At 46.5% G+C, this 14,801-nt stretch carries 15 protein-coding genes; 3 read left to right on the plus strand and 12 right to left on the minus strand.

Annotated features, from left to right (window positions below; all coding sequences use genetic code 11):
* Nucleotides 1–118 precede the first annotated feature (118 nt).
* The 9 genes from BUA79_RS02505 to modA all read right to left on the minus strand — a co-directional run bounded on the left by BUA79_RS02505 (nucleotide 119) and on the right by modA (nucleotide 10,222).
* Nucleotides 119–1,252, minus strand: coding sequence for a cell wall hydrolase (locus BUA79_RS02505; RefSeq protein WP_073992792.1), 1,134 nt, complete (start codon nucleotides 1,250–1,252; stop codon nucleotides 119–121).
* Nucleotides 1,253–1,268: 16 nt separating this feature from the next.
* Nucleotides 1,269–2,336 (minus strand): branched-chain amino acid aminotransferase, encoded by a 1,068-nt coding sequence (locus tag BUA79_RS02510; RefSeq protein WP_073992793.1) that lies wholly within the window; start codon nucleotides 2,334–2,336, stop codon nucleotides 1,269–1,271.
* A 115-nt stretch (nucleotides 2,337–2,451) separates the two neighbouring features.
* Nucleotides 2,452–2,949 (minus strand): dihydrofolate reductase, encoded by a 498-nt coding sequence (locus BUA79_RS02515; protein WP_330389159.1) that lies wholly within the window; start codon nucleotides 2,947–2,949, stop codon nucleotides 2,452–2,454.
* Nucleotides 2,950–2,962: 13 nt separating this feature from the next.
* A complete protein-coding gene (gene thyA / locus BUA79_RS02520) occupies nucleotides 2,963–3,814 on the minus strand; it encodes a thymidylate synthase (RefSeq protein ID WP_073992794.1) in 852 nt (283 codons plus the stop codon).
* A gap of 12 nt (nucleotides 3,815–3,826) precedes the next feature.
* A complete protein-coding gene (locus tag BUA79_RS02525; protein WP_073992795.1) occupies nucleotides 3,827–6,196 on the minus strand; it encodes a ribonucleoside triphosphate reductase in 2,370 nt (789 codons plus the stop codon).
* A 119-nt stretch (nucleotides 6,197–6,315) separates the two neighbouring features.
* Nucleotides 6,316–7,566 (minus strand): GTPase HflX, encoded by a 1,251-nt coding sequence (gene hflX / locus BUA79_RS02530; RefSeq protein ID WP_073992796.1) that lies wholly within the window; start codon nucleotides 7,564–7,566, stop codon nucleotides 6,316–6,318.
* Between the two features lie 9 nt (nucleotides 7,567–7,575).
* Nucleotides 7,576–8,631 carry a sulfate/molybdate ABC transporter ATP-binding protein gene (locus BUA79_RS02535; RefSeq protein ID WP_073992797.1) on the minus strand — a complete coding sequence of 352 codons (1,056 nt, stop codon included), beginning with the start codon at nucleotides 8,629–8,631 and terminating at the stop codon, nucleotides 7,576–7,578.
* Nucleotides 8,631–9,329, minus strand: coding sequence for a molybdate ABC transporter permease subunit (gene modB, locus BUA79_RS02540; RefSeq protein WP_073992798.1), 699 nt, complete (start codon nucleotides 9,327–9,329; stop codon nucleotides 8,631–8,633). The genes BUA79_RS02535 and modB overlap by 1 nt, the downstream gene beginning before the upstream one ends.
* Before the next feature lie 59 nt (nucleotides 9,330–9,388).
* On the minus strand, nucleotides 9,389–10,222 hold the full coding sequence (modA, locus tag BUA79_RS02545) for a molybdate ABC transporter substrate-binding protein (protein WP_073992799.1): 834 nt from the start codon (nucleotides 10,220–10,222) through the stop codon (nucleotides 9,389–9,391).
* Between the two features lie 280 nt (nucleotides 10,223–10,502).
* On the opposite strand from modA, the gene BUA79_RS02550 reads away from it, so the two are divergent.
* The 3 genes from BUA79_RS02550 (at nucleotide 10,503) to BUA79_RS02560 (ending at nucleotide 12,677) form a co-directional block, all read left to right on the plus strand.
* Complete coding sequence (locus BUA79_RS02550) at nucleotides 10,503–11,378, plus strand: LysR family transcriptional regulator (protein ID WP_073992800.1); 876 nt, start codon at nucleotides 10,503–10,505, stop codon at nucleotides 11,376–11,378.
* Nucleotides 11,379–11,494: 116 nt separating this feature from the next.
* Complete coding sequence (locus tag BUA79_RS02555) at nucleotides 11,495–11,707, plus strand: TOBE domain-containing protein (protein ID WP_073992801.1); 213 nt, start codon at nucleotides 11,495–11,497, stop codon at nucleotides 11,705–11,707.
* Nucleotides 11,700–12,677 (plus strand): substrate-binding domain-containing protein, encoded by a 978-nt coding sequence (locus BUA79_RS02560; protein WP_094757264.1) that lies wholly within the window; start codon nucleotides 11,700–11,702, stop codon nucleotides 12,675–12,677. Before BUA79_RS02555 ends, BUA79_RS02560 begins: the two co-directional genes overlap by 8 nt.
* A 73-nt stretch (nucleotides 12,678–12,750) precedes the next feature.
* Here BUA79_RS02560 and BUA79_RS02565 read toward each other — a convergent pair whose 3' ends face one another.
* The 3 genes from BUA79_RS02565 to BUA79_RS02575 are packed head-to-tail and all read right to left on the minus strand — an operon-like array spanning nucleotide 12,751 to nucleotide 14,751.
* Complete coding sequence (locus BUA79_RS02565; RefSeq protein ID WP_073992803.1) at nucleotides 12,751–13,071, minus strand: DUF6951 family protein; 321 nt, start codon at nucleotides 13,069–13,071, stop codon at nucleotides 12,751–12,753.
* A gap of 13 nt (nucleotides 13,072–13,084) precedes the next feature.
* Nucleotides 13,085–14,002, minus strand: coding sequence for a SufB/SufD family protein (locus tag BUA79_RS02570; RefSeq protein WP_073992804.1), 918 nt, complete (start codon nucleotides 14,000–14,002; stop codon nucleotides 13,085–13,087).
* Nucleotides 14,003–14,025: 23 nt separating this feature from the next.
* Entirely contained in the window at nucleotides 14,026–14,751 is a 726-nt protein-coding gene (locus BUA79_RS02575; protein ID WP_073992805.1) for an ABC transporter ATP-binding protein, read from the minus strand.
* Between the last annotated feature and the right edge of the window lie 50 nt (nucleotides 14,752–14,801).

Consider the following 14,801-nt stretch of genomic DNA (forward strand, 5'->3'; position numbering starts at 1 on the left):
CTTGTAAATACTGACTTTTTTGGCTCATTAACGAGAAAAGTCCGAGGCTTTTACCTCGGACTTTTCTCGTTAATGAGCCTCTGCATTCCTGCAAAGGCTATTTTTTTTAATTTTCGCTTTACCAATAATAGAAAAATACATGATCCCCTATTACATCGCCAACCCTTGTTCCGTCGTTCAACAGGAAGAAAAGCCACTCTCCCGTAACATTTCCGTTTAGGACCTCCTGGGCTGCCCTGGTGCATTCTTCTGTGACGCCGGCTGCATATCGGAGAGCGAACCTTCCGCTGGCTACCGGTGCAAACTGTCCTGGTGCAAAAATGACATCATATATCGTATTCTGTGAAAATCTGGCGCTGTTTACCCTGTTGATGATTACACTACCAACAGCCAGCTTGCCCTCATAAGGCTGATTTGCCGCCTCGCAATAAATTATGGTTGCCAGCAGTTTCAGGTCATCTTCCTGGGGAACATATGTATATTGTATGTTCTCGATTGTCTTTTCGGAAGAAGCAGATGCCGCCGCGATGGCATCCATCCGCTGAATCTGAAGCTGCCGGATGCTTTCCTCTTTTCCAAGGGCCGCTGCCTCTGCCTCACTGACCTGGTCTTCATATTTTGCTATCTGCACAGTTGAATTATCCAGCAGCGCATTTATTTCATTTCTTTTGCCGTCCAGCTCTTTCTGCAGCGCCAGAAGCTCTTCCTTTTGGGATGCAAGCTGGCTTTGGGCCTGCTCAATACCGATTCTTGTCTGGTTATATTTTTCAAGCATGTTCCGGTCATAGGCAACCATCTCGGAGATGTAACTTGTTTTATTCAGTACGTCTGCAAGATTCCCTGCGTTCGCCAGGATGCCCAGCAGGCTGTCTGCCTGCCTTTCATACATGAAACGGATTCGTTTTTTCATGGCTTCGTACTGTTGCTGCTCAATCTCCCTGGTTTCTCTCAGCATTTCGTCTGTGGCCGCTATCTCTGCTTCCTTGTCTGCAATCTGGTTCTGGTTATCAGCAAGATTTCCGTTCAGCTCAGCCATCTGGCTATCCAGTTCACTCAAATAAGATTGCAGGTCTGTTATACTGCCTTTCAGCCCTGCAATCCCACTCTCGATTTCTGCTTTATTGGATTCCTCTTCCTGTATCTGCTGGTCAATTTTCCCCACGCTGGCAGCATGACCGATACTCGCCGGTACGGCTGCCACCAGCAGGATTAAGAGCAGGACTGATATTTTAATAACCGAACGCTTTGTCATCCAGGATCCACCTTTTTTATACTTCAACCGTCCATCCAAATTCATCTTTTATGTTGCCCAGCTGAATCCCCGTCACCGTGTCATAAAATTTCCGGCTGAAATCTCCGATTTTTCCGTCATTTACGATTAGTGTCTTATCTCCCCACTTCAGTTCGCCTACAGGGGATATGACAGCCGCCGTACCCGTTCCAAAGACCTCTTCCAGGGTCCCGTTTTCGTAGGCTTCATAAATCTCGTCAATGGAAATTCTTTTTTCCGATGCTGGAACCCCCCAGGCTTTGCAAAGCTCCAGTACCGTATCTCTCGTCACGCCCGGCAGGATACTTCCGCTGAGGGCCGGTGTCACAACTTCTCCGTTGATTTTGAAGAAAATATTCATGGCTCCGACTTCTTCTATATATTTGCGGTGCACGCCATCCAGCCACAACACCTGGGAATACCCGGCATCGTGAGCCTTAACCTGGGATTTCATGCTGGCAACATAATTTCCACCTGTTTTTGTTTCTCCGATCCCTCCCTTTACGGCTCTCACGTATTCATCCTCAATCCAGATTCTCACGGGGTTGAGCCCTTCGGGATAGTATGCTCCCACAGGAGAAAGAATGATGATGAACATGTACGTATCGGAAGGTCTAACGCCCAGGAACGGATCCGTGGCTATGATAAAGGGCCTGATGTACAGGGATGTCCCTTCCTTGGTCGGTACCCATTTCTCATCCGTTTTGACAAGGGTCTTGACTGCCTCCACAAAATCCTCCACGGGAATTTCCGGAATGCACAGTCTTTTATTTGTATTATTGGCTCTTTGTGCGTTTTTTTCCGGTCGGAAAAGAAGGATTCTTTCGTCTCCGGTCTTATATGCCTTGAGTCCTTCAAACATTTCCTGTCCATAATGAAATACCATGGAGGAAGGTTCCAGGCAAATTTTTTCGTAGGGAACGACTCTTGCGTCATTCCATCCATTCTGAGGGTCGTAATTCATTATGAACATATGATCCGTAAATATAGTTCCGAAATTCAGTGGATTATCCTGACTGGGCAGGGTTTTGGGGGTTGCAGTTTTTTCAATTCTTATGTTTATCATGGCACTTCTCCTCATCACAAAATAATATTATTTATAATAGTAAACTCTTTTGGAAAATTGTCAACACTAAGAACAAGAATTGGCCATAGACCAATTCTTGTTCTTAGTGACATATTTATTTTCTTCTGACGTATTTTCTGAATACATAGGTCAGGTCGAAATAGGTCTTTTCTTCCCCCTGATGTTCCAGAATCCATTCCGGCATTTTGTCCAGATTCGGGAAATAGGTGTCTGCATCATATGCATAATCAATATAGGTAACGTACGCAACATTGCAATACTCCAGCATGGCATTAAAAAGACGTCCCCCGCCTATATTATATATTTTTTTGTCAGGATATTTCTTTACCTCTTCCAGTGCTTCTTCCACGCTATGCACGACGGTTGCGCCTTCCACCTTATAATCCGTATTCTTGGTGACAATAATGTTCACACGGTCCGGCAGCGGCTTTCTATTAGGGAGGCTTTCAAAGGTTCTTCTTCCCATGACAACCACATTTCCCGTAGTCACAGATTTGAAGTACTGTATATCATCCGGTATCTTTACAAGAAGATCCCCTTTTTTTCCTATGCCCCAGTTTCTGTCTACAGCTACAATTATTTCAATATCCATTTAATAAATTCTCCTATACGGCTATCGGTATTCCCTTAACCTGTTCATGGGTGACATAATTATCCAACCTGAAGTCGTCCGGCGTGAAGTCATAGAAATCTTTCTTGTCCGGGTTGATCCAGAGGGTCGGCGCCTCGAGTGGCTCCCGCTGGATAAGCTCTTTTACGACCGGTATATGCCTGTCATAGATATGGGCATCCGCAATCACATGTACGAATTCTCCCACCTCCATATCACAGACCTGCGCCAGCATGTGCGTCAGAATAGAGTATTGGCACACATTCCAGTTGTTCGCCGCCAAAATATCATTGGACCGCTGGTTCAATATAGAATTCAGGATGAGCTTTCCGGTTTCTTTGTTTTTTGTTACATTAAATGTCATGCTGTAGGCACACGGATAGAGGTGCATGGCATGCAGGTCCTGGTGGACATATATGTTCGTTAATATCCTTCGGCTGTATGGATTGTTTTTCAAGTCATATATTACCCTGTCAATCTGGTCGAACCAGCCCTCTTTATAACGGCTTTTCTGTCCGATCTGATATCCGTAGGCCTCACCGATGCTTCCGGTTTCATCCGCCCATTCATCCCAGATACGGCTGTTCAGGTCGCTGATATTATTGCTTTTTTTCTGCCAGATCCACAGAAGTTCATCCACTCCCGATTTAATTGCTGTTTTTCTGAGTGTCAGCGCAGGAAATTCCTTGGACAGGTCATAGCGGTTGACTACACCGAATCTTTTTATGGTATACGCAGACTCTCCTGTATCTTCCCATATCGGCCTTACCTTTTCACCCGTGGTGTCGATTCCGTTCTCAATGACATCGTTGCACATCGCAATAAAGACCTTATCCGCGTAGCTCATTTTTGTATCCTCCTATTCAACTGCCATTTCCGTTATGTATTTTTTTATGTTGGATGCATTTACATATTTGTAGGCTTCGTCTCCCTCTAAAACCACCAGAGTTGGAGCCTGCATTATTCCGAATCGGTTTACCATCTCCAGGTTCTCCTCTGCATCGACCAGTTCATAGTCTTCATCCTGCAGGATTTCCTTGGCCACGCTACAATTCGGGCACTTTTTTGTTGTAAACAGATACTTTCTTCCCGAGGCTATTCTTCTGGAGGCCGGGTCCTCCAGCGGTTCTCTCTCTGTCTTGATTTCATCCAGACTGTCCAGTTCCACCAGATATTCCGTTCTGTCCTCAAACTCCTGCACCTTGCCCTCGTTCCAGTTCTGGACCGGGCGGTAGTAGCCGGTTATTCTGCTGTAAACCTCTGTTTTTCCGGCACATACCGGACATTTATACTCTTCACCGCTGATATAGCCATGTGTTTTACAGATAGAATAGGTCGGTGACATGGTGTAATATGGCAGCTTGTAATTTTCGGCTATGGTCTTGACAAGCTTTGCCGCTGACTGCCAGTCCGGGAGCTTCTCTCCCAGAAATGCATGGAATACGGTTCCGGACGTATACAATGTCTGAAGCTGATCCTGGATATCCAGGGCTTCAAAAATATCTTCCGTATATCCCACAGGCAGATTGGAGCTGTTGGTATAATAGGGTGTTTCTCCTGTCGCTCCGGCAGTGTGGATGTCCGGCCACCTTTCCCTGTCGTGTTTGGCGAGTCGGTACGTGGTCGATTCCGCGGGGGTTGCTTCCAGGTTATACAAATCACCGTACATTTCCTGATAATCCATAAGCCTGGCTCTCATATGGTTGAGTGTATCCACCGTAAATTTCTGGGTCTCTTCATCGGCAAGAGTTTTGCCAATCCAGGAAGCGTTCAGGCCGGCTTCATTCATTCCAATCAGGCCGATTGTGGAAAAATGATTGTCCAGGCCTTCCAGATACCTGGCGGTATATGGGAACAGCCCTTCTTTCAGAAGTTTGTTAATGACACCCCTCTTTGTATGCAGGGATCTTGCGGAAATATCCATCATTTTGTCCAGCCTTGCATAAAAATCCGCTTCATCGGAAGCCAGATAGGCAATTCTAGGCATGTTGATGGTAACTACTCCGATGGATCCGGTGCTTTCACCTGATCCAAAGAACCCTCCGGTCTTCTTTCTCAACTCTCTCAAGTCCAGCCTCAGCCGGCAGCACATGCTTCTTACATCGCTCGGAGCCATGTCGCTGTTGATGTAGTTGGAAAAATACGGTGTTCCGTATTTGGCTGTCATTTCAAACAACAGCTTGTTGTTTTCTGTATCGGACCAGTCAAAATCTTTTGTGATGGAATAGGTTGGTATTGGATACTGGAATCCTCTCCCGTTTGCGTCGCCTTCAACCATGGTTTCGATGTAGGCTTTATTTATCATGTCCATCTCTTTTTTACAATCTTTATATTTGAAATCCACTTCTCCGCCGCCGATGATGCAGTTCAGTTCAGCCAGATCATCCGGCACGGTCCAGTCCAGAGTGATATTTGAAAATGGTGCCTGTGTTCCCCATCTGCTCGGTGTGTTCACGCCGTAAATGAAAGACTGGATGCACTGCTTGACTTCTTTGTAGGGAAGGTTATCAACCTTCACGAATGGCGCCAGATAGGTATCAAAGGACGAAAACGCCTGTGCGCCTGCCCATTCATTCTGCATGATGCCCAGGAAATTGACCATCTGGTTACAGAGTGTGGATAAATGCTTTGCCGGTGAAGACGTGATTTTTCCAGGAATGCCCCCCAGCCCCTCCTGAATCAGCTGCTTCAGTGACCAGCCTGCACAGTAGCCGGTAAGCATGGACAGATCATGGATATGGATATCCGCGTTCCTATGGGCATTGGCGATTTCTTCGTCATATATTTCAGAAAGCCAGTAATTTGCTGTTATGGCTCCCGAGTTGCTTAAGATAAGACCTCCAACTGAATAGGTGACGGTTGAATTTTCTTTTACCCGCCAGTCCTCTACCTTCACGTAGCTGTTGACCACGTCTTTATAATCAAGGATTGTCGAGCGCATATTACGGATTTTTTCCCGCTGTTTACGATATAGGATGTACGCCTTGGCAACGCCTGTATACCCTGCCTGTTCCAGGACATGCTCCACACTGTCCTGCACTTCCTCCACTCCGATACTTTCTTCTTTGATCTTACTTTGGAAATCCGCGGTAACTCTTAATGCCAGCAGATCCAATATCTCCTCGTTGTACGCATTTCCCGTTGCACTGAAGGCCTTTCCGATCGCCTTCGTGATTTTGGAAATATTGAACTCTGCTTGCTCCCCATCCCTTTTAATTACTTTAATCATATACTCATCCTTTCCTCGGCAAAAAATTTATTCACGTCCTGCCCACTGATAAAATTGTATCAGATGAGGATATCATAGTCAATCAAAAAAACACAATATATTGTATTTTAAAAATACTTCTACCCATATATATCGTTTTTTAGCTCTTTCGGCACGAGTGCTTCAATATATATACCTTCTTCAAGATATTCCTCTTTCAGCAGCTCCCCGTATTTCCGTATTCTCCCGATTTTGGCCGCATCCTGATACGAAAAAGTTCCTGATATGAACACCCTGCTTTCCCGCAGAATCTTTTCGATCAGCGCCAGAAGCTCCTCCAGCCCTTCCCCGTATTTCACCGATGCCGGCAGTGTAAAGTCTGCCTTCGGGTCACTCAGAGCGCGATCTCCTTCCAGTAGATCCTGCTTGTTGAACAGGGTGATGATCGTCTTCCCCTCCACTCCCAGATCCTGCAGCGTCTCATACACAACCTCCATCTGCTTATCCATCTGGGGGCTGGAGCAGTCTACCACGTGCACGATCATGTCCGCATACTTCGCCTCTTCCAGGGTGCTCCGAAAAGCATCAATCAGATGATGGGGAAGCTTCCTGATAAAACCGACTGTATCCGTAAACAATACTTCCTGTCCATTTTCCAGTTTCAGGTTCCTGGTAATGGGATCCAGCGTAGCAAAAAGCTTATCTTCTTCCAGTACCCCGGCTTTAGTCAGCCTGTTGAGAAGGGTGGATTTTCCGGCATTGGTATAGCCTACGATGGCGATCACAGGAACGGAGTTCTCACTGCGGCGGCTCCGGGCGACGCTTCTGTGTTTTTCCATATCGGCTATTTCATCCTTCAGCTGGCCGATACGTTCTTTAATAAGACGCCTGTCCATTTCCAGCTTCTTTTCTCCAGGGCCCCTTGTACCGATTCCCCCTCCGAGCCTGGAAAGGGCGTTGCGCATTCCGATGAGCCTCGAAGAACGGTATTTGAGCTGGGCCAGCTCTACCTGTATCTTCCCCTCTCTTGTAGATGCTCTCCGGGCAAAGATATCCAGTATGACCTGAGTCCGGTCCATAACCTTCGTCTGCAGTGCATTCTCCAGATTCCTGAGCTGGGAAGGCGACATTTCATCGTCACATACGATTCCTGTAGCTCCCAATTCTTCCATCAGGATGCCCACTTCTTCTATTTTCCCTTTTCCTATATAAGTGGAAGGATGGGCCGCTTCCCGGTTCTGGATTACCGTCCCCACTGCCAGGCCACCGGCAGTCTTCACAAGTTCCTTCAGCTCCTCCAGGGAATCTTCCGTATCATCTGCATTCTGAGTGTTCACTCCCACCAGTATGACCTTTTCAATATCTTCCTTCATTTCGTAAGTTTTTTCCATTTTTCTTCCTTATTCTAAAAACATTATGTTTTCCGCAGGTATCTCCATGTAACGGATTTCGTCCAATTTATTCAGATATTCCTTGTTCTCTTTCGAAAACCTCCACCAAAGGGTCGCCCTTTCCCGATTCCCCTTGACCTGGAAAAGATACTGCATTTCGAAAGGCTCTTCCACAGTTCTGGGATTTTCAATTTCTACAATATTTATTCCATCCGGCCGGACCACGGGGCGCATGTCATGAGCCCGAATCCCCACGTACCGGATGCTGTCTTTAACGGGGCTGGCAGTCTCCAGTTCCATGCCCCAGTCATCTGCATATACTTTGAAATCATTGATCTTGTGTATGGCAGAGATGTTTTTACAGCCAGTAAGTCTTGCAGCTTCGGCGTTTTCCGGTTCCTTGAATATTTCCTTCGTACTTCCCTTCAAAAGAATCTCACCCCGGGACATGACCGCCAGCTGCGGACAGAGTTTGTACAACTCGTCCCGGCTGTGGGAAACCATGATGGTTTCGCCCCGGAAAGCACGGATGGTTTCAAGAAGCTGGTGCTGCAGCTCATCCTTCAGATGGCTGTCAAGAGCTGAAAAAGGCTCATCCAGAAGGATTACCTCCGGTTTATATGCGAACATCCTGGCGAGAGCAACTCTCTGCTGCTGTCCTCCCGAGAGCTGCCCCGGGTATCTTTTCTGCAGATCCTCTATATGGAATCGCTTCAGCTGTTCCTGTACATTCTGCTCCCTCTCTTCCTTCGTATGTTCCCGGATGCCGCACCGTATGTTCTCCTCCACAGTCATTGTAGGGAACAGGGCATAGTTCTGAAACAGATATCCGATTTTCCTTTTTTGGGGGGAAAGGTTGATTTTCTTTTCTGAATCAAAAAGCACCCGGCCGTCTACCACTATTCTCCCGGAGTCCGGTTTTTCGATGCCGGCAATACATTTCAAAGTCATGCTCTTGCCACACCCGGATGCTCCAAGAATTCCCATGCATTCCCCGTCGTTTTCAAATCTGGCATCCAGGCTGAAGCCTTTCAGCTTCTTTTGAATATTCACCTCAATCGACATCAGTACCACCCCCTGGTGTTGCGCATCCCTTTTCCGGAAATAATATTTATGGCTGCAATAACGACAAAGGAGAGAAGCACGATGACAATGACCCAGAATCCGGCCACGTCATAATTTCCCCCGGCGACCTCGGAAGCGATGGCCACGGCAATCGTCTGAGTCTTTCCCAGTATATTGCCGGCCAGCATGGATGTCGCACCGTACTCGCCCAGAGCCCTGGCAAAGGTCAGCACGGTTCCCGAGGCAATTCCGGGTCCGGCCGCCGGCACGATGATTTTCCAGAATATCCTTCTTTCGGACATTCCCAATGTCCTGCCGGCGTACAGCAGATTTACATCTACCTGTTCAAAGGCTCCTCTTGCATTCCTGTACATAAGAGGGAATGCTATGGCAACCGCCGCAATGACACAGCCAGGCCAGGTCAGAACGAACCTGAGTCCGAATTCCGCATTCAGGAACCCTCCCACCGGACGTCTCAGGCTGAATATAAGCAGCAGAAGAAATCCAGCCACAGTGGGCGGAAGCACCAGAGGCATGGTAAGTATCCCATCTAATATCCATTTGACTTTTTTATTCACCCGCATAATCAGCCAGGCAAACAAAATCCCCAGAAAGAAAGAGAAGAAGGTAGCCACGACGCCGGTTTTTAACGATATAAAAAGCGGACTCCAATTTATTTCCTGTATAATTTCCAACATAATCACTCTCCAGATAGTAAAAAAACGAGGACTCTGGGTCCTCGCTTTATTATACTTTATTATTCTCCTATTGAAAACCCATATTGTTCGAAAACAGCTTTCGCGGCATCCGTCTGCAAAAACGCAAGGAACGCTGCTGCGGCGTCCGCCTGTGTTTCATCCGCCAGGGCATTTTCAACAAGAGCTGCCGGATATACGGCCGGATCCATGCTTCCCGCAGGCGCTTCGGCGATAACTTCCACAGAATCCGGCATGGACTGGGCATCTGTTGCATATACGACTCCCACTTCATTGCTTCCCTCGCTCACAGCGGTCAGCACAGCCGTAACATCGGAACCAAGATTGATTTCCATCGCATTCACTTTATCCGTCATGCCAAGATTTGCAAATACCGTTCTGGCATAATCGCCCACGGGAACACCTTCTCCTCCGAGCGCAATGCTGGCAGCATTTGTAACATTTTCAAAGCCCGTGACGGTGGTCTCTGTACCCTTTCCTTTGATCAGGACAATCTTGTTCTCCAGTAGATTTACGATTGAATCCGTTTTAATGAATCCGCCGGCATTCAGTTCATTCATCTGTTTCGCTGCTGCCGAGAAGAATATATCACATTCTGCTCCCTCCTGAATCTGCGTCTGCAGCTTTCCCGAACTGTCCGGGTTATAAACGATCGTTATCTCAGGATGCTCTTCATTATACATGGTCTGCAGCTGCGTCATAGCATTCTTCAGGCTAGCCGCAATAAACACATTGATAGTTGCAGGTACGGCTGCCTGCGTTGTCGTCTCGGCTGCAGTCGTTGTTTCCTCCTCATTGCTTCCACATGCAGCAAGTGATCCGCCTACCATCAAAAGCGCCAGCACAAGCATCAGTGTCTTTTTCAAAAGCTTCATACATTCATCCTCCGTTTTGTTATGTTTAGTTATGTTTTGTTATGTTATGTTTCTTTATGTTTTACATGATAATTTATTTGTTATGTTTTGTCAATCCTTGTTTTGCTTGTTTTGCGGATATCACTTATTCTAATTTTTAAACAATAACCCTTATTTTAGCATAATTATTCAACATAAATGATTGAATTGCGCTAATAAAATGTATATAATCGAAGTACGGGTCCTGGACTGCAGCGGACTGGACCCTGGCAGCGAGTAAAGATATACAGGGAGGTACACCATGTTAAATTTACGATATTACCATTATTTTTCTATTGTTGCTGACTATCTCGATTATGAAGAAGCAGCCAAACAGCTTTACATGGATAAAAAAATATTAAAGAACCAAATCAAAAAACTGGAAAAAGATGTGGGAATGCCTCTGTTCAGCGGAAGCAAACACCTTCAGCTGACGGCAGCCGGGGAAACTGAACTGAAACACGCAAAGGCAATAATCTCGGAAGCAGCAGAGGGCTACACAAAATTAAGAAACTTTACACAGGGAAGAAAAAGTCTGAAAATCGGATTTTTATTCTGTCAGACCATGAATCTTCTGCCGCCCAAACTGGAGATGTTCACAAAAAAATATCATGGCGTTGTTGAAATCGAGATGATGAGCTGGAAAGACATATACAAGAATCTCGAAGACGGAACAATTGATATAGGAATAACCACATCCTATGATTTAGATAAGATACCAGGATTAGATTATAAACCCTTATACACGGAGTTCATCTATGCCGTGCTGAGGGAAGACCACCCACTTGCCGACAACAAAACCATCGTGCTGTCATCTCTGGCTCGAGAGCCCTTTTTGGCACTGCACCCGGACGCATCGCCAGGTGAGTACCAGCAGACAATAGACCTGTGTGCCGAGTGGGGTTTTGCCCCCAATTTCGTATTCCGTGCTCACATGCTCGAATCCATCCTGCTGATGGTAAGGGCTGACATGGGCGTAGCCCTGCTGCCTCATTCTTCCGAGGGCCTGGGGTTCAAAGATCTGAAATACATCCCTATTGACAACGAAAGAATCGAAATGGATGTAGTTCTTGCATACCATAAAAGCAATACGAATCCCATGGTAGAAGAATTTTTAAAAGTATGGGACAAGGATTAATCACTCCGCCGGCTGTGCCGGCGGTTTTTTTGCGGGTCTTCCGATTTTCAATGGAGGGTTTTACATTTTCATTAATCGATGTTACAATCAGAAAAACACACACAGGAGGCAGTTTTATGAAACTCAGTGCCAGGAATCAGATAAAAGGCAGGATAGTAAGGATTGACAAAGGACAGGTCAACTGCACCGTAGCCCTTGATATCGGCGGAGGGAATATTGTGACAGCGACAATCTCCAGGTCTTCGGTGGAGGAGCTCGCACTTCACCCAGGAATGGATGCATACGCCATCATCAAGGCCACCTCTGTCATGATCGGCGTCGATGAATAGTTACGGTGGTGACATGGATAAACTCTATACGGCTCAGGAAATAGCCGAAAAATTAAAAATCAAAAAAAACACGGTATATGAATTAATCAAACGTGGCGAACTGCATTCCACAAAAATCGGCAAACAGATACGCATCAGCCAGCAGGATATTGACACCTACCTGGGGCGTTCTTCAGAATCTGCGGACCGCACTACTTCTGACAACCGCTCGCCGGTTCCTTTTGTCGAAAGTTCCGTAGTCAAAAGGGATTACCTGAAGTATTCCAACGGATTGATCCTCTCCGGACACGAATCTCTGCTGGATCAGTTATGTTCCCAGATAGGGGCCCATCCACTCGGCCTCCCGGTTCTGCGTTCCCATGTAGGAAGTTACGATGGCCTGTATTCGCTATATTTCAAAAAAATCCATGTGGCCGCTGTACATCTTTGGGACAAAGACGAGAACAGCTATAACCGTTCGTATATCAAAAGGTTTCTTCCCGGAATCGAAACCGTGCTTTTGCATTTCGTCCGCAGAAACCAGGGTTTTTTCGTGCAAAAGGGAAACCCCCTGAATATAAAGAGTTTTCAGGATCTGGTCAGGGATGACGTGATATTCATAAACCGGGAGCCGGGAAGTGGAACAAGAATTCTTCTGGACGGGATGCTGAGCCTGAAGCGGATTCAGGGAGAGGAAATCTCCGGATACCAAAATGAAGTCCTGTCCCATTTTGCTGCTGCATCCGCTGTTTCCTCCAGGGAAGCCGATGTGGCGCTCGGCTGTGAGAGCCAGCTGAGCCAGTTTCCCTCTCTGGATTTCGTGCCCGTCCAGACAGAATCCTACGACCTGGTATTTCTGAAAAGAGATATGGATAAGCCTGTTTACCGCGCAATGATCGAGATCTTAAATGACAGCCAGTTCCGGACGGCCATCTCCGGAATCCGCGGATACGACATCAAGGAAATGGGCAAGTACGAAATCATTTCTTAAAACCGAACCCCTGAAAAAGGGCGTCGCCCGGCAGCTGATGACCAGCTGCCGGGCGACGCCCTTTTTATTTTCATTATTCAAACTTTATTTCTGTATCCTTTGGCAACGCCAGATTACATTCCACCTCTGCACACTTGATGATCCCCGCGATGGTCGGACACCCGCAATGACCAGGAAATTTCTCGGAAGCATATGCAAAGAACGGACCGGTGCCTGGTTTTTTCAGACAGATGTCATAGGTATCAAAGGTATCTCCAAGCTCCTGCATCATATTTCTAACTGACTCACATGCCGACACAACCTTCAGCTGTACCTCCATATCGTCTTCCATCGATGTGGCTTCAATTACAGTTTTCAATCCGCAGATACCCGGATCAACTTTTACTTTTGTCATGAATTTTTCCTCCCTATTTCAAAAATCCGCTTATAATCTGCGCTTCTGCTTCTTCCTCGGTCAGTCCCAGCGTCATGAGCTTTATTATCTGATCTCCTGCAATCTTGCCTATGGCCGCTTCATGTATCAGGCTTGCATCCAGATTGTTTGCGGTAATTTCCGGAATGGCGCTGATCCTTGCATTGCCCATGATGATTGCATCACATTCACTGTGACCGCTGCACCTTGCGTTTCCGTTGATTTTTGCCAGGAAAAGCTGAGAGGAATCATCCTTGGCAACAGACCGGGATACCACATTGGTACTGGATCCATCTCCGTCAAGATCGACTTGGAATGAGGTCTTCGCATATTGCTTTCCGTGAGTCATCAGTTTTTCATTAATGACCAGGGTTGCCCCTTCTTTCAATACGGCTTCTGTAATCCTGTCTGTAGAATCCACCCCCTTAATCTGGGTGGTCTCCATCTCCATGTGGCTGTCTTCTTCCATTTTCACTATGGTAGTCGGATTCATGACCCTGGCGCCGCTGCCATCCCCTTCCCCGTAGTGCTTCTCCACATATTTTACTTTTGCACCTTTCCCAACATAAAAAGTGTGTATCCCGTCATGCCTCGACTCTTCATCCCCACCATTATGGATTCCGCAGCCAGCAATGATGGTCACATCCGCCCCTTCACCGATCAGGAAATCATTGTACACCATGTCCTGCAAACCGCTTTCGCTCACTACCACCGGAATATGGACGTTCTCATTTTTTGTGCCTGGTTTGATGATTATATCGATGCCGGGCTTATCTTCCTTTGAAACAATATCGATGTTGTCCGTGACGTTCCTTCCGGCCTTTTCCCCATTTGCCCTTATATTATATGCTCCAGTCGGCAGTTCATGCAGACCGGCAACCTTTTCCAATAAGTCCATTTGTATTTCATCCATAAAAAATCCTCGCTTTATCTGATCTATTGTTCTTCCGTGTAAAATCTGCAGGAATCCGTATCTTTAAGCAGTTCGGGAAGTATTTCATCCTTCTTCCCATGGGCTTCAATTTTCCCTTCACGTATGACAATGATTTCATCAGCGACGTTCAGGATTCTCTCCTGGTGGGAGATAATAATGACGGAATTATGCTGCTCCTTATGCATCCTTTCGAATATCCGGATCAGATTGCTGAAGCTCCATAAATCGATGCCGGCTTCTGGTTCATCAAATACGGACAGCTTCGTTCCCCTGGCGATTACGGTGGCTATCTCTATACGTTTGAGCTCCCCGCCTGACAGGCTTGCATCCACGTCACGGTTGATATAATCTCTGGCACAGAGTCCTACTTCCGATAAATAATCACAGGCTTTCGCTATAGTGATCTCATCCCTGGCTGCAAGCCGGATCAGATCCCGTACCTTGATGCCCTTAAATCTCACGGGCTGCTGAAATGCAAAGCTTATGCCCAGATTCGCCCGCTCTGTTATACTCTTATCCGTTATGTCAATACCGTCAAAAAAAATCTGGCCTGCGGTAGGCTTTTCGATTCCGGCAATCAGCCTGGCAAGGGTTGATTTTCCGCCTCCGTTTGGTCCTGTAATCACAAAAAACTTTGAGTCGTCAAAGGTGAAATTGATATTCTTAATAATCTCCTTCTTATCGTTATCATCCTTCACTCCAAATGAAAGATTTCTAAGTTCCAGCATTGTATTTCCTCCTAGCAGGGTTAATATCTTTCTATCATCAGAACATAATA

The sequence above is a fragment of the Parasporobacterium paucivorans DSM 15970 genome, from assembly GCF_900141895.1.
Taxonomy (GTDB): domain Bacteria; phylum Bacillota; class Clostridia; order Lachnospirales; family Lachnospiraceae; genus Parasporobacterium; species Parasporobacterium paucivorans.